The following is a 23,116-nucleotide window of genomic DNA, read 5'->3' on the forward strand; positions in this document are numbered from 1 at the left end:
TGCTTTCTGTTCGCTGTCGTACTTTTTTTGCCCCAACCTGCTGGGAATCGATAACTATATTGCGCCCTTGGAGGGCCATTCTGATGTTGAGTATTTTTAAACCTGCACCACACCAGCCCCAGGTGGCGGACGATCGCGTCGATCCGCTCTATCGTCGTCTGCGCTGGCAGATCTTCTTCGGCATTTTCTTTGGCTACGCCGCCTATTATCTGGTGCGCAAAAACTTTGCGCTGGCGATGCCTTACCTGGTCGAACAGGGCTTTTCCCGCGGCGACCTTGGCTTTGCCCTCTCCGGCATCTCCATCGCCTACGGTTTTTCCAAATTCATCATGGGATCGGTCTCGGATCGCTCCAACCCGCGGGTCTTTTTGCCCGCCGGCCTGATTCTCGCCGCCGCAGTGATGCTGGTGATGGGCTTCGTGCCGTGGGCAACCTCGAGCATCATGGTGATGTTCGTGCTGCTGTTTCTGTGTGGCTGGTTCCAGGGCATGGGCTGGCCACCGTGCGGACGCACCATGGTGCACTGGTGGTCGCAAAAAGAGCGCGGCGGCATTGTGTCGGTATGGAACTGCGCGCACAACGTGGGTGGCGGCATTCCTCCGCTGCTGTTCCTGCTCGGCATGGCGTGGTTTAACGACTGGAAAGCCGCGCTCTATATGCCGGCGTTTGGTGCCATCCTCGTCGCCATCATCGCTTTTGCGCTGATGCGCGATACGCCGCAGTCGTGCGGTCTGCCGCCGATTGAGGCATGGAAGAATGACTATCCGCCGGATTACAGCGAGAACCACGAACAGGAGCTGACGGCGAAGCAGATTTTCATGCAGTACGTGCTGCCGAATAAGCTGCTGTGGTACATCGCGCTGGCCAACGTGTTCGTTTATCTGCTGCGCTACGGCATCCTCGACTGGTCACCAACCTATCTGAAAGAGGTGAAGCACTTCACGCTGGATAAATCCTCGTGGGCCTATTTCCTGTACGAATACGCCGGGATTCCGGGCACGCTGCTGTGCGGCTGGATGTCGGACAAGGTATTCCGCGGCAATCGCGGTGCCACCGGGGTGTTTTTCATGACGCTGGTGACCATCGCCACCATCATTTACTGGCTGAACCCGCCGGGCAATCCGGGCATAGATATGATCTGCATGATCGTCATTGGCTTCCTGATCTACGGTCCGGTGATGCTGATTGGTCTGCACGCGCTGGAGCTGGCACCGAAAAAAGCGGCCGGCACTGCGGCAGGCTTTACCGGTCTGTTCGGCTATCTCGGCGGATCGGTGGCGGCCAGTGCGATTGTCGGTTACACCGTGGATTTCTTCGGCTGGGACGGCGGTTTCTTAGTGATGATTGTCGGATCGGTGCTGGCGGTGGTGTTACTGCTGCTGACCATGGTCAGCGAGCATCGCCACAAGCAGCAGCAGGCATAATCTGAGCGGGCCGGTGCATACCGGCCCGTTTTATTCAGGCGAGAAATAATTTACGCAGCGTCTGCGGCACCGCGTCGTCGGCGTTGCTGCCAATCACTTCCAGCGTCGGCAGGGTATCTTTCAGGCGCTGATGGGCGTTACGCATGATGCAGCCTTTGCCCGCCATACTCAGCATCTCGACATCATTCATGCCGTCGCCAAACGCGATGCACTCTTTCAGCGAATAGCCAAGCTGTTTCGCCACCGCTTCCAGCGCGTGCCCTTTCGAGACGCCACCAGCCATCACCTCCAGACAGGTGGGCAGCGAGAAACTGACGTTAACCCGGTCACCCCAGCGCGCTTCAATCGCCTGTTCCAGCGGAACCAGATGCTCCGGATCGTCGCAGGTGAAGAACACTTTGCTGATGCCATCGGTGGCCAGCATGCCGGGCTGATACACCTGATAGGTGAACACCGATTCCTGGAAAAACTCCGCTTCCTGCGGATTATGGCGGCTGATGTGCCACTCATCGTCGCGGTAAACGTGCGTCAGGATTTTCTCATCGTGATACTTCAGGCCATACAGCTCGCTGGCGATATCGCTGTCCAGATTGTGGCTGAACACCAGTTCGCCGTCGGCATTGTGCACGCGCGCGCCGTTTGAGGTGATCATATACGCCGGAATGCCGAGCTTATCGCGCATCTGACCGACGTCGATGTAGTGGCGTCCGGTGGCAAAGATAAAATGCACATCGCGCGCCACCAGTTCCTGCAGGGTGGTGCGGGCAAACGGCGTCAGACGATGTTGCGGAGAAAGCAGCGTGCCATCCAGGTCGGATGCAACGATGTGGTACATGTAGGCCTCTGGTATTGATGTCTAAGAATACATTAGTCACGGTGGCGCTGATAAAAGTCGACCACCGCATTGAGCGCTTCGGCGCGCATGGCGTCTGTTTCAAACAGGATCTCGTGACGCGCGCCCTGAATGATGTAAGGCGTGGTGCCTTCCACCGCATGTCCCGCTGCCGCCATGGCCTCACAGAACAGATCCTGCGCGCGGTTATCCACCACATCGTCTTCACTGGCCTGCAGCAGCAGAATCGGTGTCGTAATCTGCGCCACCTGATTAAGGATATGGCGTCCGGCCTGAATCCCTTCCCGCACCCAGTGATAGGTGGGGCCGCCGACGCGAATCGCCGGATCGTCAGCGTAAAAGCGCAGATTGCGACGATAGCGTTCGCGACTGTGCGTCAGCCGGTTAATGCCAAACGGGCTGGCGCGCCAGCGTCCGGTGCCCAGCGCGTAGCCGTCGCGCAGCGCGGGCAGCTTTTCCGCCCAGTCGAGAATGCGGTGCGCCAGAAACGGCGGCAGCGGCAGCACGATACCAAACATCGGCGCACAAAACACCGCCGCGTGGAAGGCCTGCGGCTGACGCGCCAGGAACAGCGCCACAATTGCGCCGCCCATCGAGTGCGCCAGCACGTAGCGCTGCTGATAGTGATGGCTGACGATCTCTTTCAGATACAGCGTTTCCAGATCGTCGACATAATCGCTGAACTCCACCACGTGACCGCGATGCGAATCGGCCAGCAGCCGGTCTGAACGCCCCTGACCGCGATGGTCGATAATCACCACATCGTAGCCGCAGTGGAACAGGTCATAGGCCAGCTCGGGGTATTTGATGTAGCTTTCAATGCGTCCGGGCACAATCAGGATGACACGCCGGTGTTGCGGTGAGGTGAAGCGCACATAGCGAATGGTCAGATTGCCCACGCCGCTGAATTCACACTCTTCACGCTGACGCCAGAAGTCGAGCAGCGGACCGGTAGCAAAGGCTGAAAAAGCGTGCTCACGTCCGAGCCAACTCTGTTTATGCTGCTGCATCCGTCCCCCTGAAAAAACGTCAAACGCGGCTCTGCACTTAATAGCGCAGCGCGATTTTCTGGCGTATTGTGTCACACTTCACTCTCTTCAGGGAATGTCACCCATGACCATTGAATGGTGGTTAACCTACCTGTTAACCACGACCATCCTCAGCCTCTCGCCTGGTTCCGGCGCGATCAACACCATGAGCACCGGCATCAGCCACGGCTATCGCGGTGCGGCAGCCTCAATTACCGGATTACAGCTGGGTCTCGCCGTGCATATTGTGCTGGTGGGCGCCGGTCTGGGCGCGCTGTTTTCGCAGTCGGTGCTGGCGTTTGAGGTACTGAAATGGGCGGGCGCGGCCTATCTGGTGTGGCTTGGCATTCAGCAGTGGCGCTCAGCGGGCGGAATCGATCTCAATGCGGTGGCGAAAGCGATGCCGCGTCGTCGTCTGTTTCAGCGCGCGCTGCTGGTGAATCTCACCAATCCAAAGAGCATTGTGTTTCTCGCCGCGCTGTTTCCGCAGTTTATCGTGCCGCACCAGCCGCAGCTGATGCAGTATCTGGTGCTCGGCGTGACCACCATCGTGGTCGACATCATTGTGATGATTGGTTACGCCACGCTGGCGACGCGCATTGCTGGCTGGATCAAAGGTCCGAAGCAGATGAAGCTGCTGAACCGGGTGTTTGGTGGCTTGTTTATGGCGGTCGGCGCACTGCTGGCCAGCGCACGTAAAATGGCGTAACGATTTGCACTGATCGTAGCGGCACGCTTTATCGCGCCCAGTTGAAACGCGCAATAAATTGCGCCGCTACGGTTCGGGATCTTATCGGGAGATGATGAGGTGAATACCAAACCCGGCAAACAGCACGCCCGCCATACCGTCCACCCACTTCGCCATCCGCTGATACTTATCGCGCATCCACGGCAGGGCAAAAATCGCCGCCACCAGGGTAAACCAGGCAAAGGTTTCACCGACGATCAACAGGAACAGGCCCCAGCGCTCAATCGCGCCCACATCGTTACCCACGAACAGTGAAAACACACTGCCGAAGTAGATGATGGCTTTCGGGTTAGACAGGTTGGTGAGAAACCCTTTGAGGAAGCTCATGCCACGCTTTGGCAGCTCAACCACCGGCGCTTCCGTATGAGGTTGCTTGTGACGCTGACGCGCCGAGCGCAGCAGCTGCCAGCCCATCCACAGCAGATACAGCCCGCCACCGACCATGATGATTTCATGCAGCCACGCCATTTTCTCCAGGATCAGATGCAGGCCCATCAGCGCGACACCGGCCCAAATCACAATCCCCAGCGTAATGCCGAGCACGCCCATCATCGCCTCTTTGCGCGAGCGGCTGGCGGCGGTCTGTGAGACAAAAAAGAAGTCCGGTCCCGGACTCATCAGCGCAACCAGATGCACCAGCGCGACGGTGGCAAATAACATCAGCATGGTTTATTTCCCTTATTCTTCATCAAGATGTTCTTTGATCATCAGCAGGAACGGCTTACCGAAGCGCTCCAGTTTGCGATGACCGACCCCGTTCACGCTCAGCATCTCTGAAGCGCTGACCGGCATTTGTTCTGCCATTTCAATCAGCGTGGCGTCGTTAAACACCACGTAAGGCGGAATATTCTCTTCGTCGGCGATGGCTTTACGCAGCTTACGCAGCTTGGCGAACAGCTTGCGATCGTAATTGCCGCCGTAGACTTTTGGCGCGCTGCTGCGGCTTTTCACCGTCACGGTGCGCGGTACCGCCAGCATCAGCGGCACTTCAGCACGCAGCACCGGGCGCGCGGCCTCGGTGAGCTGCAGCGCCGAGTGCATGGCGATGTTTTGCGTCACCATGCCCAGATGGATCAGCTGGCGCAGCACGCTGACCCAGTGCTCCTGACTCTGCTCGCGCCCGAGGCCGTACACCGGCAGTTTGTCGTGGCCGTTATCACGGATGCGCTGGTTGGTTGAGCCGCGCAAAACTTCAACAATATAGCTCATCCCAAAACGCTGCCCGGTACGGTAAATGCCCGACAGCGCTTTTTGCGCTTCGACCAGGCCGTCATAGCGACGCGGCGGATCGAGGCAAATATCGCAGTTGCCGCACGGCTGCTGGCGACCTTCACCAAAGTAGTTAAGCAGCACCAGACGACGGCAGGTTTGCGCCTCGGCAAACGCGCCCATGGCGTTGAGTTTGTGGCGTTCAATATCCTGCAGCGGCCCTGGCGCTTTCTCTTCCAGACACTTACGCAGCCACGCCATGTCGGCCGGGTCGTACAGCATCATCGCTTCCGCCGGCAGACCATCACGCCCGGCGCGGCCGGTCTCCTGATAGTAGGATTCGATATTGCGCGGAATGTCGAAGTGCACCACAAAACGCACGTTGGGCTTGTTGATGCCCATGCCGAACGCCACGGTCGCGACCACGATTTGCAAATCGTCACGCTGAAACGCTTCCTGCACGCGTGCGCGCTGCTCGCTGTCAATGCCGGCATGATAAGCGCCAACGCTGATACCGCGACTCTGCAGACGCGCAGCGGTGTCTTCCACTTTGGCGCGGCTGTTACAGTAGATGATGCCGCTTTTGCCGCGCTGATCCTGCACATAGCGCAGCAGCTGCTCGGTAGGCTTGAACTTCTCCACCAGCGTGTAGCGAATGTTGGGACGGTCAAAACTGCTGATCTGAATCAGCGGATCGTGCATCTGCAGCAGATGCACGATGTCGTTACGCGTGGCTTCATCGGCGGTGGCGGTCAGCGCCATCACCGGCAGCTGCGGAATGCGCTGGCGCAGCTGACCGAGCGCGCCATATTCCGGACGGAAATCGTGGCCCCACTGCGAAATACAGTGCGCTTCATCGACGGCCAGCATCACCGGATTCCAGTGCTGCAGGGTGTCGAGGAAGTTATCCATCATCAGACGTTCCGGCGCGATGTACAGCAGCCGCAGTTTGCCGCTGCGGCAGTCCGCAAACACCTGCTGCTGCTGCTCACGCGTCTGCGTCGAGTTAAGGCACGCCGCCGCCACGCCGTTTGCCAGCAGCTGATCGACCTGATCTTTCATCAGTGAAATCAGCGGCGAAACCACCAGCGTCAGCCCTTCGCGCACCAGCGCCGGGATTTGATAGCACAGCGATTTGCCGCCGCCGGTCGGCATCACCACCAGGCAGTCACGCCCTGACAGCGCGGTTTCGATGATGGTTTGCTGACCCGGACGGAACTGCTGATAGCCGAAGGTATCCTGTAATACCTGCTGCGCCAGCATTTCCTGATTAAGCACTGCCGATGTTGCCACGGTAATCCTGTTTTGACTGGTTAGAACAGATCGTTAAGCGTTACGCCGACGCCAAGACGCGTCTGGCGATGGTTATAGTCAATAAGGGATTCACCATAACCGCTGAACAGCTGCGTGTAAAAGCGCACGTGTTCAGAAATCGGATAGCTCCACGCGAAGGTTGCACCGCCGTAGCCGCTATTCCAGTTGTAGTTGCCTTCCACGCTGAAAATGCTGTCGCCGAGCATATAGCCCAGCTTCGCGCGGTAGTAGCCCATGTACTTGGTGATGTCCGGGTTATCGTCGTTGCTGGCACTTTCCGGCAGACGATACCAGGGTTTGATTTCCGCCAGGAAGTTGCCGTTCTCCGCCATCAGACGGGCGTAAGCGCGGTTCCAGCTGCGTGACGTGGGATCGCTGCGGCCATTTGACTGATGATTCAGACCCAGCTCGACGTCGCGTAATGTCCAGCCGCCCAGCGAATAGTCGGTGGCCCAGCCGAGAAAAATCTGCGGCTCATAGTTGGTTTCACGAAACGGTGATGAAGCCCCCCGGTTCGACAACTGCCACCAGGAGCGCTGAGTATACGACGCGGCCAGCACCGAGTTGTCACCCAAAATGCCGCGCCACAGCGGAAACGCCAGGCTGAGCTGGAATTTTACTTCATCCTTTTTCGCTTTGTCTGCCCAGTTGTAAGAGGAAATCGCCTCTTTATTCATGTCGCTGGTGTAGGTGTAAAGCAGATAGTTATTTTCATAGGGATAAAGCACGAATGGGTTATCGTGTTTTTCCAGCAGGTTAGCGATAATACTGCCCTTCACTGCTGGTGCGTCATGAACCTCTTTCACGGTGGCTTCATCGGCCTGCGCCAGCGCAGGAACCATAAATGCCGCGGCCAGCAAGGCGTACTGCTTACGCATAGAATTCTCCAGAGCGCTGCAAAAGTTATCGTCGGGCGACGGTTCAAAAAGCACGCCATTCTACACGCAAACCCGGTGGTTGATTAGCGCGGATTTCTGAAACTGGAAAGCGGCGCGAACGCGGCATAATATACACAATTCTTTAACATCTTAAGGCAGGAAAAATGTCATCCCCGATGCTGACACAGCAGGAAGCGCGCCGGCTGATTGGCGAAATTTTTGTCTATCACATGCCGTTTAATCAGGCACTGGGCCTTGAGCTGGATCGCCTTGAAGCCGATTACGCCGAACTCGGCTTTGCCAATAAAACCATGCTGGTGGGTAATGCCGCGCAGCAGATTCTGCACGGTGGCGTGATTGCCTCAGTGCTGGATGTTGCCGCCGGGCTGGTGTGCGTCAGCCATGCGCTGTCGCGCCAGCAGAGCATCAGCGAAGAGGAGCTGCGTCAGCGCCTGTCGCGCATGGGCACCATCGACATGCGCGTCGATTACCTGCGCCCGGGCCGCGGCGAGCGCTTTGTCGCCACCAGCAGCCTGCTGCGCGCCGGGAATAAAGTCGCGGTTGCGCGCGTCGAATTGCACAATCAGCAGGGCGATTACATCGCCACTGCGACTGCGACCTATCTTATTGGTTAACTTCGCGCGGCCTGCCACACTCGCCGCTTTTCTGGAATAGATGATGGATACGCAACAAACGCGTCAGGGCATTTTTTATGCGCTGGGCGCTTACTTTATCTGGGGCATCGCGCCGGCCTACTTCAAGCTGGTCAAAGAAGTGCCACCGACGGAAATTATGACCCACCGTGTGATTTGGTCGGCCCTGTTTATGCTGGGGCTGATTACCCTGAGCCGCAGCTGGCGTCAGGTACGCAGCGTGCTGGCCCAGCCGAAAAAAGTGCTGCTGCTGGCGCTGACCGCACTGACCATCGGCGGCAACTGGCTGCTGTTTATCTGGGCGGTGAATAATCAGCATATGCTGGAGGCCAGCCTCGGCTACTTTATCAACCCACTGATTAACGTGGTGTTTGGCATGCTATTTCTGCGTGAGCGCTTCCGCCGTCTGCAGTGGCTGGCGGTGCTGCTGGCGGCCACCGGCGTGCTGGTGCAGCTGTGGCAGTTCGGTTCGCTGCCGGTCATCGGCCTCGGCCTGGCGCTGAGCTTCGCGCTGTACGGACTGGTGCGCAAGAAGATTCAGGTTGATGCACAGAGCGGTATGCTGATTGAAACCGCGTGGCTGTTCCCGCTGGCGGCCATCTATCTGTTTGGCTTTGCCGACAGCGCCACCAGCCACCTCAGCGCTAATCCGCTCAGCCTGAACCTCAAGCTGATCGCCGCCGGCATCATTACCACCATTCCGCTGATGCTGTTCGCCGCCGCCTGCGCGCGCCTGCGCCTGTCGACGGTCGGTTTCTTTCAATATCTGGGGCCGACGCTGATGTTCCTGCTGGCGGTGCTGTTTTACGGTGAGAGCCTGACGCCGGATAAAATGGTGACCTTCGGCTTCATCTGGCTGGCGCTGGCGATCTTCATTCTGGACGCGCTGCTGTTTTCAGCCCGCACGCGCGTGCGCATAGCGTGAGATAAAACGGGCCATCGCCGGGCCAGTGAGCAGAATGGTAAACAGACGCAGCGTCTGCAGCGCCATAACAAAAGCGATATCGACCCGGCTGCCAGCAGCAATAATCGCCACCGTATCCAGCCCGCCCGGGCTGGTTGCCAGATAAGCGGTCATCAGATCGACGTGCAGCACGCGCGTCAGCATCCACGCCAGCCCCCCGCACAACAGCATCAGGCCGATAATCGAGGCGATCATTTGCGGTAGCGTGCGCAGCGCCAGCAAAAAGATCGGCCGGGTAAAGCGCAGGCCAACGCTCCAGCCGATCAGCGCATAGGCCAGTGCCAGCAGCCACTCCGGCACCTGCAGCGTCGCGACACCTGTTCCGTGCAGCGTGGCACCCATCAGCGCCGGCAGCAGCAGCGCGCCGGACGGAATACGCAGTTTCTGCCCCAGCCACGCACCCGCCACCATCACCAGCAGCGTTAGCACGAAGCCACTGTGCAGCGGCGGCAGCCAGACAATGTGGGCGGCAGCACCGCTGCTGCCGAGGCCGATGCGGGCCACCACGGCCGCGGCGGTAGCAACAAACAGCACGCGCAGATATTGCATAAACGCCACCAGCCGCACGTCGGCGCCGAAATCGCCCGCCATCGCCACCATTGCGGACGCGCCGCCCGGCGACGATCCCCACGCGCCGGTGGGTCCCGGCAGCGAGCTAAAGCGCACCAGCAGAAAACCGGACAGCCCGCTGGCCGCCAGCGTCAGCAGCAGCACCGCCAGCACCACCGGCCAGTCATCGAGCAGCGGCGAGAGGATCGCAGGCGACAGGCTCTGGCCGATCATGCAGCCCAGCACCGCCTGTGCCAGCACGAACAGCCGTTTGTCGATGCGCACGGTTGCGCCGCTCAGCCCCATAATGGTACCGACAATCATCGGACCGAGCAGCAGTGCAGCCGGCAGGTGCAATAGCTGGAGCAGGCAGCCCAGCACCAGCGAAGCCGTCAACAGCAGCGCCCACTGCTGCCGCAAAGAGAAACGCGCCATAAGGTGGAAATCAGAAAGTGAGTTGAGGCAACAGGTTAGCAGATTAGCGCTGGCGCGTCAGGGGTAAGGCGCCAGCAAAAGACCGCACGCTGTTGTAGCGGCGCAATTTATTGCGCTCAGGTTTGCGTATTAATAACGCGAATGCCACGGCGCAATATGCTGAGCATCCGTTAGACAAAGCGCGATGAATCGCGCCGCTACGGTTCTGTGCGATGATGCAATGCTGTGCGATTACAGCCAGTTCTTCCGTTTGAAATAGAGATACGGCGCCAGCCCGGCGAGAATCATCAGGCCAATCGCGCCGGGATAACCAAAGCTCCACTTCAGCTCCGGCATAAACTCAAAGTTCATACCGTAGCTGGAGGCCACCAGCGTCGGCGGCAGGAACACCACGGACACCACCGAGAAGATTTTGATGATGCGGTTCTGCTCGATGTTAATAAAGCCCATCGCCGCCTGCATCAGGAAGTTAACCTTCTGGAACAGCGATTCGTTGTGCGGCAGCAGCGATTCGATGTCGCGCAGGATCTCGCGCGCCTGCTCCAGCTGATTGCCCGGCAGCCGCGCTTTACGCACCAGGAAGTTCAGCGCACGCTGGGTATCCATCAGACACAGGCGTACTTTCCAGCCGATATCTTCCAGCTCCGCCAGGCGCGACAGCGCGTCGTCGTACTCTTCGCCCTGCTGCCCTTCCATGATCACGCGGCTGAGTTTTTCCAGCGCGCTATAGATGTTCTCGATCTCATCCGCCAGCTGCTCGATTTTGGTTTCGAACAGATCGAGCAGCAGCTCGTAGGCGTTGCCGTCGGTCAGCTGCTGATTGCGCGCGCGCATGCGGTACAGGCGGAACGCCGGCAGCTCACGCTCGCGCAGTGTGTACAGGCGATCTTCGCGGATGGTAAACGCCACGGTGGAGTTGCCGGCGTGATCTTCAGCATCTTCAAAAAAGAAAAAGGAGTGGATGTGCAGGCCGTCTTCGTCTTCGAAGAAACGCGCCGAGGCCTCAATGTCCTCCAGCTCGGGGCGCGTTGCCAGGCTCTGCCCCAGTTCCGACTGCACGCGCTCACGCTCGCTGTCGTCCGGCTCGATCAGATCGACCCACACCGAGGTGTTGAGTTTGTCGTTGTTGTCTTCCAGCTCGATGCGCGTCAGGCGATCGCGCTCCAGTTTAAATGCGCTCAGCATAGCAATACTCCCCATTGCAGACGACATGGGACAAGGCGGTGAACCGCAGTGCTGCTGGCACCACGGGCACGGCAAAGCCTGAACGCGGAAACTTTCGCTTCAAGGGTAAATCAGTGCTGACTCGTGCGACGGGATCAAAAAGGGAGGTCGCTGATAACCGCTAAGGCTACCCGCGTTAAAGAGGTAGCCTTAGAAATTGTCCCTGTTAACCAGGGTATAGAGCCAGCATCGACTGGGCGCGTCCAAGGCATTGTCCTCTCATGATAATAGTGCGCGCATGTTACGCTGAGACGAAAAAGTCGTCAAGGTAGCGCAACCGCGCTACACGGTTTCCAGCCGGGCGTAAGCCGCCACCAGCCACTTGATGCCCTGGCCCTGGAAGGCCACCTGCAGACGGCTGTGCTCGCCGCTGCCTTCCAGATTGATAATGGTGCCTTCGCCGAACTTAGCGTGGCGCACGCGCTGCCCGAGCGCGAAGCCGCTGTCGCTCTTCGCCACCGGTGTGCCCATGCGCTGATGACTCACCGGCCGGCTCACGCTGGCGCGCAGCCGCACCTCTTCCACGCACTCTTCCGGCAGTTCACCAATGAAACGCGACGGCCGGTGATACACTTCCTTACCATAAAGGCGGCGGGTTTCAGCGTAGGTGAGCGTCAGCTTCTCCATCGCGCGCGTCACGCCGACATACGCCAGGCGACGCTCCTCCTCCAGCCGGCCGCCTTCGTCCAGCGACATCTGGCTCGGGAACATGCCCTCTTCCATGCCGACGATAAACACCTGGCTGAACTCCAGCCCTTTCGCCGAGTGCAGCGTCATCAGCTGCACTGCATCCTGCCACTTGTCCGCCTGGCCTTCGCCAGCTTCCAGCGCCGCGTGCGACAGAAACGCCTGCAGCGGCATCAGATCTTCGTCTTCGTCCTGATAGCTGAACTGGCGCGTGGCAGTGACCAGTTCCTCTAAGTTTTCGATACGCGCCTGGCCTTTTTCACCCTTCTCCTGCTCGTACATCAGCCACAAACCGGAATCTTTGATCACCCGATCGGTCTGCACGTGCAGCGGCATTTCAGCGGTTTCCGTCGCCAGTGAATCTACCAGCTCACAGAAGCGCTGCAGCGCCGAGGCAGCGCGGCCAGCCAGCGCTTTGGATTGCAGCAGTTCGCGCGTCGCCTGCCACAGCGTCAGCTGCTGCTCACGCGCGGTCTGGCGCACCACATCAAGCGTGCGATCGCCGACGCCGCGCACCGGCGTGTTGACCACGCGCTCGAATGCCGCATCGTCATTGCGGTTGGCCAGCAGCCGCAGATAGGCCAGCGCATCTTTGATCTCCTGACGCTCGAAGAAGCGCATGCCGCCGTAAATACGGTACGGCATGCTGCCCTGCAGCAGCGCCTCCTCCAGCACGCGCGACTGGGCGTTGCTGCGATAGAGAATGGCGCAATCCTGCAGCGCGTTGCCGTTTTCGTGCCAGGTTTTGATGCGGTTAACGACAAAGCGCGCTTCATCCAGCTCGTTGAAGGCGCAATACAGCGAAATCTTTTCGCCGTCGCTGCCGTCGGTCCACAGCTCTTTACCCAGACGGCCATTGTTGTTGGCAATCAGGGCGTTAGCAGCTTTCAGAATGTTATTGGTTGAGCGGTAGTTCTGCTCAAGACGGATGGTCTCCGCGCCGGGGAAATCCTGCAGGAAACGCTGGATGTTCTCCACCTGCGCGCCGCGCCAGCCGTAAATGGACTGATCGTCATCGCCAACGATGATGACCCGGCCGCTGTCGCCAGCCAGCATGCGAATCCACGCGTACTGTATGTTGTTGGTGTCCTGGAATTCGTCCACCAGAATATTGCTGAAGCGCTCGCGGTAGTGATTGAGAATCTGCGGCTTGTTGAGCCACAGCTCGTGCGCCCGCAGCAGCAGCTCAGCGAAGTCCACCAGCCCGGCGCGATCGCAGGCTTCCTGGTACGCCTGATAGATACGCAGCCACGTCTGCTCCACCGGATTGCCGTAGCTTTCGATGTGCTTAGGCCGCAGCCCTTCATCCTTTTTGCCGTTGATGTACCACATGCCCTGACGCGCCGGCCACTGCTTCTCGTCGAGGTTCATGGCTTTGATCAGGCGCTTGAGCAGACGCAGCTGATCTTCGCTGTCGAGGATCTGGAAATCCTGCGGCAGCCCGGCATCCAGGTGGTGCGCGCGCAGTAAACGGTGCGCCAGGCCGTGGAAGGTACCAATCCACATGCCGCCCTGGCTGGTACCGATCAGCTGGTCGATACGGTGGCGCATCTCCGCCGCCGCCTTGTTGGTGAAGGTCACCGCCATGATTGAGTAAGGCGAGCAGTTCTCTACCGACAACAGCCAGGCGATGCGATGCACCAGCACGCGGGTTTTACCGCTGCCTGCTCCGGCCAGCACCAGCAGATTGCTGCGCGGCGCGGCGACCGCTTCGCGCTGTTTGTCATTCAAGCCGTTAAGCAGATCGGAAACGTCCATAAGCACCGTTTTAAGCAAGTAGGATGCGTATCCTGCACCGTTCGCGTTGCCGCCAGGCGGCAAGAGCAGACATCTGCGAGGGCGTAATCAGCTAAGCGATCAGGCTGGTGACACACAGCCTGCACGGCCGCGCGTTGCAGAATACAGAATACGACTGGATAAATTTACAGCCATTATAGCAGCGAGGTCAGCGATGCCAACTGATGAATTTCCACGTGTGGCAGCAGGCGCGCGTCATCAATCTTCATCAGATTGCCGTCACGCAGGTTGATCCAGCACGCCTGCAGACCGGCGCGCAGCGCACCGGCGACGTCAGTGGTCAGGTCATCGCCGACGTGCAGAATATGCTGCGGCGCAATGCCCAACCGTTCGGCGGTCAGATGGTACATATCCTGCCACGGCTTGGCGCGGCCGTGCGGACCGGCGCGCAGCGCGAACTGGAAGTAGTGATCAATACCGAGCTTTTGCGGGTCGGCGTTGCCATTGGTGATCGCCACCAGCGGCACGCGCTCGCCGAGCCAGGCCAGCGTCTGATGCGTCTCTTCTGGCATCTCCACCGCACTGCGCCACTGGTGAAACACGCTCATCACGTCGCGGGCACCTGCGCTGGCTTGCGCGGCCGGCAGTCCGGCGTTGAGCAGCGCCAGCTCTACCGAGCGGCGACGCCACTCAGAGACATCGTGATAAATTTCCGGCTCACGCAGCAGCAGTTCATCGCGCAGCGCCTGATAATCTTCCGGCGTAAACTCGCGCAGCGCCGGGTGATACGCCTGCAGTGCAGCGTGCGATTCCGCCGTGGTTTTACGGATCACCGGATAGTTGTCATACAGCGTATCGTCAAGATCGAAGGTGATGGCTTTGATCGGGCCCAGCGGGCGATAAAACTTCATTCAGACTTTCCTCGTTTGGCACGCGGGTGTGCCGCATCGTATACCGACGCCAGATGCTGGAAATCCAGGTGGGTATAGATTTGCGTGGTCGAGAGGTTGGCGTGGCCGAGCAGTTCCTGCACCGCGCGCAGATCGCCGCTCGATTCCAGCAGATGGGTAGCAAACGAGTGGCGCAGCTTATGCGGGTGGATATGGCTGGCGACGCCCTGCTTAATGCCCCATTCGGCGAAGCGTTTCTGCACATTGCGCGCCGAAATACGGCTGCCGCGCGTCGACACGAAAACCGCATCATCCTGCGGCGCGAAGCTGTTGCGTAACGGCAGCCAGTGCTGCAGCCAGGTGACGGCGGTGCCGCCAATCGGCACGCGTCGCTCTTTACTGCCTTTGCCCCGCACCCAGACTTCACCGCTTTCCAGGTCCAGATGACGACAGTCGATGCCCACCAACTCAGCGAGACGTAAACCGCCGCCGTACATGGTTTCCAGCATGGCGCGGTCGCGCACCGCCAGCGGATCGTCGAGATCGATCTCCAGCAGCTGGCTGACTTCGTCGACATCCATATTTTTTGGCAGATGCCGGGCGTTGCGCGGCGTGGCGATGCCTTTCGCCGGATTGGCGCTCAGCATGCCCTGGCTGACCTGCCAGTCGAGAAAGCTGCGCAGCGCCGACATGCGCAGCGCCAGGCTGCTGGCCCCGAGGCCACCGCGCCGGCTGCGCGCCGCCAGACTGCGCACCTGAGCCGGTTCCAGCTGCGACCACGCGGTGATGTGAATGTCATCCGCCATGGCGATAAGCGCCTGCAGCTGGCGCTGGTAATTCTTTTGCGTCAGCGGGCTGAGCTGGCGTTCGACTTTCAGATAGCGCAGAAAGCCCTCAACGGCCGGCAACAGCGGGCTGGCGCTGCTCATGCGCGCTCAACCCAGCGAGACAGCAGGTCGGGCAGCATTTGTGCCAGGTGCTGCAGCAGCAGCGTGCCCATGCCCGCCTGATAGTGCTGGTTGTCGCGGCTGCTGAAGATCAGTACGCCGAGATCGCCCTGCTCGCCCATTAGCGACATCGCCACCGATCCGACGGCTTTTGCCTGCGGCAGCAGCAGCAGCAGCTCCGGTCCGTTCAGGCTGCCAAGGTAGTGATGCTGCTGACCAAAGCGCTGGATGCGCAGCGGCTCAAACGCCTGGCGTGACAGACCAAGCTGGGTGAAATCGGAGGGTGCGCCGATGCGCCAGCGGTCGCTGAACAGCCGCACATTAGCGCCCGCCAGGCCAAGCTCGCGCGCCCAGCGATGCAGGCGCGTCAGCATCTCCTGCAGGCTATCGGCCGCCGCGAGATGGCTCTGCAACGCCAGCAGGCGATCGAACAGCTGATGATTGGCGGTTGCCTGCTCCATCAGCAGCGTAATCTCCTCTTCCAGCTGCTGGATGTGGTTGCGCTGACGCGCCATATGCCACTCCACCAGCGATACGCTGCCGCGCACCGGATGCGGCACCATCATTTGCTCAACCTGGCGCGCATTGCGAATAAAGAAATCGGGGTTGTGACGCAGCCAGGCGCTCACCGCCTGATCGTCCAGCAAAACCGCGCTGTCGGTCTGCTCTTCGATATTTTTCATAGATGAATAAACCCATCATAGACGTGTGTGGCTGGCCCGGTCATAAACAGCGGCTGACCGGCCCCTTTCCAGGCGATATGCAGCGTGCCGCCGGGCAGATCGACGCGCACTTTCTCCGCCAGAATGCCCTGCTGAATGCCGCAGGCCACTGCGGCGCAGGCGCCGCTGCCGCACGCCTGGGTTTCGCCCGCGCCGCGTTCATACACGCGCAGACGGATGTGTTCCGGATTGACCACTTCCATAAAGCCGACGTTCACGCGCTCGGGAAAGCGCTCATGACTCTCCAGTGCCGGACCGAGCGTCTCCACCGCGGCGGTTTTCACGCTTTCAACCTGAATCACGCAGTGTGGATTGCCCATTGAAACCGCGCCAAACATCACGGTCTGCTCGGCCACGCGCTGCAGATAGAGGTTTTCCGCCTTGTTAGCGCGCAGCGGCACCTGCTGCGGGTCAAAGTTGGGCTCGCCCATGTTAACGCGTACCAGCTCATCGCTGGTGACGCTCAGTACCATGCGGCCGGTCTGGGTGCTGACGCGAATGTCGCTTTTATTGGTCAGCCCTTTAAGGCGAACAAAGCGGGCAAAACAGCGCGCGCCGTTGCCGCACTGCGCCACTTCGCTGCCGTCAGCGTTGAAGATGCGGTAGTGGAAATCGAGATCCGGATCGTAAGGTGGCTCGACGATCAGCAACTGATCGAATCCGATCCCCAGATGCCGATCCGCCAGGCGGCGAATCAGTTCCGGCGAAAAAAAGACGTTTTGCGTCACGGCATCGACGACCATAAAGTCGTTACCGAGACCGTGCATTTTCGAGAACTGCATTTTCTGCTCCGCCGGATGACTCATCGGGTTTAATTCGCCTGCACGCCAGCCGGTTTGCTGGTGACCAGGCCGCTGGTATCCGCATCCTGTGCCGCTTTCTGCTGCTGCTCAGTCACCGGCTGATTTTTCTGTTGCGGCCGATCGTTGGGCGGGAAATACAGCGGTCCTTTCAGGCCACAGCCTACCAGGCTGACCAGTGCCAGCGCCATACCCAGCTGGCTCATCACTCGTATCATTCTGTCTGCTCTTTTTATCCAAATCCCAGCTGCTTATCATCGCAGTTGACGTTGTAAAAGCAACAGGAAATATCCGGCAGAAGGTTCAGAAACGGGGGCAGGCCACTGCGTTCAGCACAGCGGCTTTAATGCATCTGGTAGCGCGGCTGGAAGTCGCCGTTGTCGTTGTCCGGCTGGGTGGCGCACAGCTGCGTCAGCGTCTGGCTGCGGAACGGAATCACCTGGAAGCGATCGCCGGCGTGCACAATCTGATAGAACTGCGGCAGGTTGAAATTGATAAAACTCGAGCCGTAGGTAAAGCGATCGTGCGACGACGAATAGAAGCGGCTGACGTCACGCACCAGCTCCTCTTTGCTGCCTTCGCAATGGTGATACACCTCAACCCGGTTGCTTTCATCAAGGATATAGATGTTGAAGCCGCGATCGTCACTGGTGTCTTCAAAGAAGAACTGAATGATGCCTTCGCTGGCGTAGCCGTTGACCACCGGTGGCAGCGGCGTCTGGTTCGATTCAACTTTGATCGACAAACCGTGCAGCTTGTTGTTGGAAATCGCGCCGTAAAACTCGACCGCGTTTTCCAGCTTCTGCACCGAGACGCTCATGCGTTCGAAAAACAGGCCCCAGGTCTGACCGGCCATGCGCAGCGCTTTAAAGCGGCCCGGCTCCTGACGCGTGCTCGACAGGCGCAGCTCAATGCATTCCGACACCAGTTGCTGCACGCGGGTGCGAATCAGACCGCGCAGATGCTGGCTGTAGCAGAATACTTCTACCGTGTCCGGCGGTGCGGCGTCCTGATGCATTTTGCCCAGAATGGTTTTCAGCGCTTCAATCATCGCCTGCTCACCGCTGAAGTGCAGCGTACGCACTTCGTTCCACGAGTTGCGGTACAGCAGATCGATGCTGCCGATCAGGCACTGCTGCTGCTGGCCAAAGCTAAATACATCCAGCTTACGGAAGTCGAAGTGCACTACCTGATTGCGGAACGCCGAGGTCGGATCGTGTTCGAGGTTAACGATGATCGCCAGATGCCGGATTTCGCACGGGCTGTAGAGCGCTTTCGGCGTCGGCGCGGGCAGACGCAGCGGGAAGTGGCTGGAGACATCGTTAACCAGCTCCTGCAGGCGCGGCAGATCGCAGAATTCGTTGCCCTTGATGTGCAGACGGGTTTTGCGCGTCAGCAGTCCGTTAAACCACGCCCATGCCACTAACTTGTTGAGATAGCGGTTATATTCCAGCGGCTGATGGCTGATGATTGAGCTCATGTCCGGCGACTGGTTATACAGATACCAGCCGGCACGGTTGGCGCGCCCGGCCGGCACATGAATAAAGGTCAGGTTCTCTTCCGACAGATCGGGCGAGATTTGCGGGTTCACCAGCGTGACTTTGCCCGGCAGCGCTTCAAACGCGGCGTACAATTTACGCGTCAGCACGCCGATGTCCTGCGGGCTGGCGCTGACGCTTAAATTGTTGCGACGGGCAAAACGGATCAGGTTGCGATAGCTCTGCATCATCGCATCCAGCAGCTCGTTGTGCGCCTCGCGCACCCGTTCGATTTTCCACTGCGCGCGATTATCCAGCACCGCCAGCTTCTCATCGTCCCAGCCCCACTCTTTCACCAGCTGCGACAGAATTTCACGCCGCCAGCCCGCGCGCGGATGCTGCTCCTCGCTGGAAAGTTTTTCGCACACTTTGAGGTAAAAACAGCGGCGCACCAAATCAAGGCGCGCGGTGTCATCGACGCTGGTCAGATAGCGCGTCACGCGCTCCAGCATCATGCAGTAGGGATCGAGACCGAAGCAGACAATTTCGCCGTCGTGCAGCCGCTGTTTGATATCCATCGCCAGCAGCTGCGTGTTCGGGTATTCCCAGCTGTAAGCTTCCAGCAGCAGGGTTTTCAGCACCGCTTTGTACGGCGAATCGATACTTTTATACAGCTGCCACAGGCTGGCACCGAAATACTCTTCCGCCGACAGCGTGCCGAGACCGCCGAGATCCAGCCACTCATTCGGCGTCAGCACGCCCTGTGAATAGAGCGACATCACGTAATCGTCGTAGTGATGTTCTTCTTCGCCAGGCACCATGTTCCACAGAATGCGTTTGCCCGCCATGCGCACGGCGGTACGGTAGAACTCATCCAGCAGTAAAATATGTTGGGTAGAACCGCAGTCCTCACCGCCGAGGCTGCCGCTCTCATTGTGGCGGAAGCGGTTTTCGTCGATCAGGAAGAAGCTGACTTCCACACCCAGCGACACACACCATTTTTGCAGGAGCGTACACTTGCGCTGCAGATTGAGACGCTCTTCGTTATCCAGCCATGACTGATGGCATACCCAGATGTCGAGATCGGAGACGCTGTTCTGGCCGACGGACGAGGTGCTGCCCATCGAGTAGATGCCGGTGATAGGCAGTTCGCCCTTCACCGCGCTGCTGAGGTCGAGCGGATGGTCGCCCGCTAACTGTTGCAGCAGCTGCTGTTGGTTTTCATCAGGCGCAAAGAAGCTGACGCCATGGGGAACGCTACCTTCAAGGTAACCCGGCATCAGCGGATGATGATAATGCAGTAATGTTGGCAGCAGACTGTAGACGTGCTGGAAAGCAGGTCCCATGGCAGCCAGTGCGCGATCTACACGCAGCTGGTTAATCGCATCCAGTCTCTGTTTCAGTGTCTCAATGTAGAGGTACAAGACGTTTCGCCTGATTGTCCCAGTGTTAAGCACCCTGTTTCCAAAATCTGCCGCTTAATAATAAAGATGTCGGGCAAATTATTGCTGGAAACGTGATCAATCTAACACCTGGAAGATTGACCGTAAAGAAAGTTGCGCTAGCTGACAGTTTAGCACGTTCCAAACGTAGCCCTGCATTTTCGGACTCCAGCCTCAGAATCTGACGCCGTAAAAAGCGGGCTCCGGTCTGAGATTGCAGCCTGGTCAATCCGTTGAAACTGACAGCATTCCCCTATCAATGATAGGATAATCGATGAACGATCAAAATGGTTAACAGCATGTTAAACAAAATTTTCAGAATTGCTACCAGGCAAAGCCCGCTTGCCTTGTGGCAGGCACAATATGTCCAACAGCGCCTGATGGCTGCGCATCCCGGCTTGCAGGTTGAGCTGGTGCCGATGGTCACCAAAGGTGACGTCATCCTTGATACGCCGCTGGCGAAAGTGGGTGGCAAAGGACTGTTTGTCAAAGAGCTTGAGCTGGCGATGCTGGAAAACCGTGCCGATATGGCGGTGCATTCCATGAAAGATGTGCCGGTCGATTTTCCCGACGGTCTGGGACTGGTGACCATCTGCGAGCGCGAAGATCCGCGCGACGCGTTCGTCTCGAATCATTATTCCTCGATCGACGCGCTGCCGCAGGGCGCGGTGGTCGGCACGTCCAGCCTGCGTCGCCAGTGCCAGATTAGCGCACGGCGCCCGGACCTGGTGATTCGCTCGCTGCGCGGTAACGTCGGTACGCGTCTCAGCAAACTGGACGCCGGCGAGTATGACGCCATCATTCTTGCTGCCGCCGGGCTGAAACGCCTTGGACTGGAAGATCGCATTCGCCAGGCGCTGCCGGCGGAGTTTTCCCTGCCGGCGGTGGGCCAGGGTGCGGTCGGCATTGAGTGCCGCCTCGACGATCAGCCGTTAATTACGCTGCTGCAGGCGCTGAACCACAGCGACACAGCCGTCTGCGTGCGCGCCGAGCGCGCCATGAATACCCGTCTCGAAGGCGGCTGTCAGGTGCCGATCGGCAGTTTTGCCGTGCTGGAAGACGATCAGCTGTGGCTGCGCGGCCTGGTCGGTGCGCCGGATGGCAGCCAGATGGTGGTGGGCGAACGCCGCGGCCCGCGTGAACAGGCCGAACAGATGGGGATCTCACTGGCCGAAGAGCTGCTGGACGGCGGCGCGCGTGACATTCTGCGTGAAGTTTATCAGGGACAGCCGCCCGCATGACTATCCTCGTGACCCGTCCGGAACCCGCCGCCAGCGAACTGGTTGCGCGCCTGCGCAGCCAGGGCAAACTGGCGTGGTCGTTTCCGCTGATTGAATTCACGCCGGGTCGCGATCTCCCCCAACTGCCGCTGAGGCTGGCCGCCCTGCAGCCCGGTGACCTGGTATTTCTGCTGTCGCAGCAGGTGGTGCACTTTGCCCAGCCCGCTTTACAGCAGCAGCGCAGCGCGTGGCCGGCATTTCTCGACTATTATGCCATTGGTCGCAGCACCGCGCTGGCGCTGCACACCGTCAGTAATCTGAAAGTTGACTATCCGCATGCGCGGGAAACCAGCGAAGAGCTGGTGCGGCTGAATCGCCTGCAGCAGGTCAGCGGCAAGCGTGCGCTGATTCTGCGTGGCAGTCCGGGCCGTGAACTGCTGGCGGAGACGCTGATCGCCCGCGGCGCGGACGTGCAATACTGTGAGTGCTATCAGCGCTGTGAAAAGCAGTACGACGGCGCGATTGAAGGCCGTCGCTGGCGCGATCGCGGTATTACCACGCTGGTGGTGACCAGCGGTGAAATGTTACAACAACTGTTTGCGCTGTTTCCGCCAATCGATCGGCGGGAATGGCTGCTGCACTGTCGACTGCTGGTCGTCAGTGAACGTTTGGCTACCCAGGCCGCCGAATTAGGCTGGCAGGAGATTGAGGTAGCCGATGGTGCGGATAACGACGCGCTGCTGCGTGCGTTACGCTGAACTTAACATTGGGATGAGCCACAATGACGGAACAAAAAGACTCCTCCGCCATGGTTGAAGAAACCACCCCTGCGGACACTTCCCCGACGCCAGCCAGCCAGCCGCCTCGTGCGAAAAAGAGCGACGGCAAGGTGCTGAGCGCGGTGGCAATTGTCATTGCACTGGCGATTGGCGCGGGACTTTACCTGAATGGGAAACACCAGGCCGACTTACAGGCTCAGACTAACCAGAACCTGAGCGAGCAGCTGAGCGCCCTGCAGCAGCAACTGGGCAGCGATAAACAACAGCTCTCGCAGCAGCTGGCGGACGCCAACACCGCGCTGCAGGAAGCGCGCAGCCAGCAGGATAACAGCGCCAAAGAGCTGGAGACGCTGCGTGAAAAAGTGGCCACTATTTCCGGCAACGATACCCGCACCTGGCTGCTGGCGCAGGCCGACTACCTCGTCAAACTGGCGGGTCGCAAACTGTGGAGCGATCAGGACGTCACCACCGCGGCAGCGCTGCTTAAAAGCGCGGACACCAGCCTGGCGGAGATGAACGATCCCAGCATCATGAACGTGCGCCGTGCGCTGACTCAGGACATCAGTTCACTGGCGGCGGTCAGCCAGGTAGACTACGACGGCATCATCCTCAAGCTGAACCAGTTGTCGAACGGCGTGGATAATCTGCGTCTGGCCGATAACGACAGCGATGAGTCGCCGATGGATGCCGACAGCGGTGAGCTCTCCAGCTCGCTGCAAGAATGGCGTCAGAATCTGGTGAAGAGCTGGCACAACTTCATGGATGATTTCATCACCATCCGCCGCCGCGATAATACCGCGCAGCCGCTGCTGGCACCGAATCAGGATGTTTATCTGCGCGAAAACATCCGTTCACGTCTGCTGATTGCCGCGCAGGCGGTGCCGCGCCATCAGGATGAGATCTACAAACAGTCCATCGATGCGGTATCCACCTGGGTGCGTGCCTGGTACGACACTAACGATGCGGCAACCAAAGCCTTCCTCGCCCAGCTCGACGAGCTGAGTCAGCAAAGTATTTCGATGGACGTGCCGGACACGCTGGAGAGCCAGGCGCTGCTGGAAAAACTGATGCAAACGCGCGTGCGCAATCTGCTGGCGCAGCCATCGGCTGCGGCTGATCAACAGGGAGGCTAACC

At 59.3% G+C, this 23,116-nt stretch carries 21 protein-coding genes; 7 read left to right on the forward strand and 14 right to left on the reverse strand.

Annotated features, from left to right (window positions below; translation table 11 throughout):
• Nucleotides 1–83: 83 nt before the first annotated feature.
• Complete coding sequence (glpT, locus tag AC6I8P_RS18375) at nt 84–1,424, forward strand: glycerol-3-phosphate transporter (RefSeq protein WP_021506959.1); 1,341 nt, start codon at nt 84–86, stop codon at nt 1,422–1,424.
• A 34-nt stretch (nt 1,425–1,458) separates the two neighbouring features.
• Here the strand turns inward: glpT and yigL are convergent, their stop codons facing one another.
• Both yigL and pldB read right to left on the reverse strand, forming a co-directional pair.
• Nucleotides 1,459–2,259 (reverse strand): sugar/pyridoxal phosphate phosphatase YigL, encoded by an 801-nt coding sequence (gene yigL, locus AC6I8P_RS18380; RefSeq protein ID WP_058758117.1) that lies wholly within the window; start codon nt 2,257–2,259, stop codon nt 1,459–1,461.
• A 32-nt stretch (nt 2,260–2,291) separates the two neighbouring features.
• Nucleotides 2,292–3,287, reverse strand: coding sequence for a lysophospholipase L2 (pldB, locus tag AC6I8P_RS18385; protein ID WP_058775518.1), 996 nt, complete (start codon nt 3,285–3,287; stop codon nt 2,292–2,294).
• Nucleotides 3,288–3,390: 103 nt separating this feature from the next.
• Between pldB and rhtB the strand changes: the two genes are divergently transcribed.
• Entirely contained in the window at nt 3,391–4,014 is a 624-nt protein-coding gene (rhtB, locus tag AC6I8P_RS18390) for a homoserine/homoserine lactone efflux protein (protein ID WP_021506962.1), read from the forward strand.
• A gap of 81 nt (nt 4,015–4,095) precedes the next feature.
• Here rhtB and rhtC read toward each other — a convergent pair whose 3' ends face one another.
• The 3 genes from rhtC to pldA are packed head-to-tail and all read right to left on the reverse strand — an operon-like array spanning nt 4,096 to nt 7,454.
• A complete protein-coding gene (rhtC, locus tag AC6I8P_RS18395) occupies nt 4,096–4,719 on the reverse strand; it encodes a threonine export protein RhtC (RefSeq protein ID WP_021506963.1) in 624 nt (207 codons plus the stop codon).
• A gap of 12 nt (nt 4,720–4,731) precedes the next feature.
• Nucleotides 4,732–6,555 (reverse strand): ATP-dependent DNA helicase RecQ, encoded by a 1,824-nt coding sequence (gene recQ / locus AC6I8P_RS18400; RefSeq protein WP_058758115.1) that lies wholly within the window; start codon nt 6,553–6,555, stop codon nt 4,732–4,734.
• Between the two features lie 20 nt (nt 6,556–6,575).
• Nucleotides 6,576–7,454: a phospholipase A gene (gene pldA / locus AC6I8P_RS18405; protein WP_021506965.1), complete on the reverse strand. Its 879-nt coding sequence runs from the start codon at nt 7,452–7,454 to the stop codon at nt 6,576–6,578.
• Between the two features lie 164 nt (nt 7,455–7,618).
• On the opposite strand from pldA, the gene AC6I8P_RS18410 reads away from it, so the two are divergent.
• Both AC6I8P_RS18410 and rarD read left to right on the forward strand, forming a co-directional pair.
• Entirely contained in the window at nt 7,619–8,089 is a 471-nt protein-coding gene (locus AC6I8P_RS18410; RefSeq protein WP_031279610.1) for a thioesterase family protein, read from the forward strand.
• A 43-nt stretch (nt 8,090–8,132) separates the two neighbouring features.
• Nucleotides 8,133–9,032: an EamA family transporter RarD gene (rarD, locus tag AC6I8P_RS18415; protein WP_021506967.1), complete on the forward strand. Its 900-nt coding sequence runs from the start codon at nt 8,133–8,135 to the stop codon at nt 9,030–9,032.
• Here the strand turns inward: rarD and AC6I8P_RS18420 are convergent.
• From AC6I8P_RS18420 to AC6I8P_RS18460, 9 genes are all read right to left on the reverse strand, one after another.
• Nucleotides 9,003–10,055, reverse strand: coding sequence for an AbrB family transcriptional regulator (locus AC6I8P_RS18420; protein ID WP_058775517.1), 1,053 nt, complete (start codon nt 10,053–10,055; stop codon nt 9,003–9,005). The genes rarD and AC6I8P_RS18420 overlap by 30 nt on opposite strands.
• A 231-nt stretch (nt 10,056–10,286) precedes the next feature.
• Complete coding sequence (corA, locus tag AC6I8P_RS18425; protein ID WP_010617090.1) at nt 10,287–11,240, reverse strand: magnesium/cobalt transporter CorA; 954 nt, start codon at nt 11,238–11,240, stop codon at nt 10,287–10,289.
• Nucleotides 11,241–11,561: 321 nt separating this feature from the next.
• A complete protein-coding gene (uvrD, locus tag AC6I8P_RS18430) occupies nt 11,562–13,724 on the reverse strand; it encodes a DNA helicase II (protein WP_498030858.1) in 2,163 nt (720 codons plus the stop codon).
• Nucleotides 13,725–13,897: 173 nt separating this feature from the next.
• Nucleotides 13,898–14,614 carry a 5-amino-6-(5-phospho-D-ribitylamino)uracil phosphatase YigB gene (gene yigB, locus AC6I8P_RS18435; protein WP_211727046.1) on the reverse strand — a complete coding sequence of 239 codons (717 nt, stop codon included), beginning with the start codon at nt 14,612–14,614 and terminating at the stop codon, nt 13,898–13,900.
• Entirely contained in the window at nt 14,611–15,522 is a 912-nt protein-coding gene (gene xerC / locus AC6I8P_RS18440; RefSeq protein ID WP_498030859.1) for a tyrosine recombinase XerC, read from the reverse strand. Before xerC ends, yigB begins: the two co-directional genes overlap by 4 nt.
• A complete protein-coding gene (locus AC6I8P_RS18445) occupies nt 15,519–16,223 on the reverse strand; it encodes a DUF484 domain-containing protein (RefSeq protein WP_021506972.1) in 705 nt (234 codons plus the stop codon). The genes xerC and AC6I8P_RS18445 overlap by 4 nt, the downstream gene beginning before the upstream one ends.
• Complete coding sequence (gene dapF / locus AC6I8P_RS18450) at nt 16,220–17,044, reverse strand: diaminopimelate epimerase (RefSeq protein ID WP_031279612.1); 825 nt, start codon at nt 17,042–17,044, stop codon at nt 16,220–16,222. Before dapF ends, AC6I8P_RS18445 begins: the two co-directional genes overlap by 4 nt.
• Nucleotides 17,045–17,073: 29 nt before the next feature.
• Entirely contained in the window at nt 17,074–17,280 is a 207-nt protein-coding gene (gene lptM / locus AC6I8P_RS18455; protein WP_022548017.1) for an LPS translocon maturation chaperone LptM, read from the reverse strand.
• Between the two features lie 125 nt (nt 17,281–17,405).
• Nucleotides 17,406–19,964, reverse strand: coding sequence for a class I adenylate cyclase (locus AC6I8P_RS18460; RefSeq protein ID WP_021506974.1), 2,559 nt, complete (start codon nt 19,962–19,964; stop codon nt 17,406–17,408).
• A 317-nt stretch (nt 19,965–20,281) separates the two neighbouring features.
• On the opposite strand from AC6I8P_RS18460, the gene hemC reads away from it, so the two are divergent.
• From hemC to hemX, 3 genes are read left to right on the forward strand one after another with little or no spacing between them, the layout of a single operon-like run.
• A complete protein-coding gene (hemC, locus tag AC6I8P_RS18465; protein ID WP_031279613.1) occupies nt 20,282–21,223 on the forward strand; it encodes a hydroxymethylbilane synthase in 942 nt (313 codons plus the stop codon).
• Nucleotides 21,220–21,960: a uroporphyrinogen-III synthase gene (gene hemD, locus AC6I8P_RS18470; protein WP_238561280.1), complete on the forward strand. Its 741-nt coding sequence runs from the start codon at nt 21,220–21,222 to the stop codon at nt 21,958–21,960. The genes hemC and hemD overlap by 4 nt, the downstream gene beginning before the upstream one ends.
• A gap of 23 nt (nt 21,961–21,983) precedes the next feature.
• On the forward strand, nt 21,984–23,114 hold the full coding sequence (gene hemX, locus AC6I8P_RS18475; RefSeq protein WP_498030860.1) for a uroporphyrinogen-III C-methyltransferase: 1,131 nt from the start codon (nt 21,984–21,986) through the stop codon (nt 23,112–23,114).
• The last annotated feature ends 2 nt before the right edge of the window (nt 23,115–23,116 follow it).

It is taken from the genome of gamma proteobacterium symbiont of Lampromicra miyakona, from assembly GCF_059730895.1.

Coding starts and splice junctions, on each gene's coding strand:
- hemC (WP_031279613.1), top strand. CDS start 20,282: ATGTTAAACAAAATTTTCAGAATTGCTACCAGGCAAAGCCCGCTTGCC.
- xerC (WP_498030859.1), bottom strand. CDS start 15,522: ATGAGCAGCGCCAGCCCGCTGTTGCCGGCCGTTGAGGGCTTTCTGCGC.
- yigB (WP_211727046.1), bottom strand. CDS start 14,614: ATGAAGTTTTATCGCCCGCTGGGCCCGATCAAAGCCATCACCTTCGAT.
- AC6I8P_RS18410 (WP_031279610.1), top strand. CDS start 7,619: ATGTCATCCCCGATGCTGACACAGCAGGAAGCGCGCCGGCTGATTGGC.
- pldB (WP_058775518.1), bottom strand. CDS start 3,287: ATGCAGCAGCATAAACAGAGTTGGCTCGGACGTGAGCACGCTTTTTCA.
- glpT (WP_021506959.1), top strand. CDS start 84: ATGTTGAGTATTTTTAAACCTGCACCACACCAGCCCCAGGTGGCGGAC.
- rarD (WP_021506967.1), top strand. CDS start 8,133: ATGGATACGCAACAAACGCGTCAGGGCATTTTTTATGCGCTGGGCGCT.
- rhtC (WP_021506963.1), bottom strand. CDS start 4,719: ATGCTGATGTTATTTGCCACCGTCGCGCTGGTGCATCTGGTTGCGCTG.
- hemX (WP_498030860.1), top strand. CDS start 21,984: ATGACGGAACAAAAAGACTCCTCCGCCATGGTTGAAGAAACCACCCCT.
- dapF (WP_031279612.1), bottom strand. CDS start 17,044: ATGCAGTTCTCGAAAATGCACGGTCTCGGTAACGACTTTATGGTCGTC.
- rhtB (WP_021506962.1), top strand. CDS start 3,391: ATGACCATTGAATGGTGGTTAACCTACCTGTTAACCACGACCATCCTC.
- yigL (WP_058758117.1), bottom strand. CDS start 2,259: ATGTACCACATCGTTGCATCCGACCTGGATGGCACGCTGCTTTCTCCG.
- AC6I8P_RS18420 (WP_058775517.1), bottom strand. CDS start 10,055: ATGGCGCGTTTCTCTTTGCGGCAGCAGTGGGCGCTGCTGTTGACGGCT.
- lptM (WP_022548017.1), bottom strand. CDS start 17,280: ATGATACGAGTGATGAGCCAGCTGGGTATGGCGCTGGCACTGGTCAGC.
- hemD (WP_238561280.1), top strand. CDS start 21,220: ATGACTATCCTCGTGACCCGTCCGGAACCCGCCGCCAGCGAACTGGTT.
- AC6I8P_RS18445 (WP_021506972.1), bottom strand. CDS start 16,223: ATGAAAAATATCGAAGAGCAGACCGACAGCGCGGTTTTGCTGGACGAT.
- uvrD (WP_498030858.1), bottom strand. CDS start 13,724: ATGGACGTTTCCGATCTGCTTAACGGCTTGAATGACAAACAGCGCGAA.
- pldA (WP_021506965.1), bottom strand. CDS start 7,454: ATGCGTAAGCAGTACGCCTTGCTGGCCGCGGCATTTATGGTTCCTGCG.
- corA (WP_010617090.1), bottom strand. CDS start 11,240: ATGCTGAGCGCATTTAAACTGGAGCGCGATCGCCTGACGCGCATCGAG.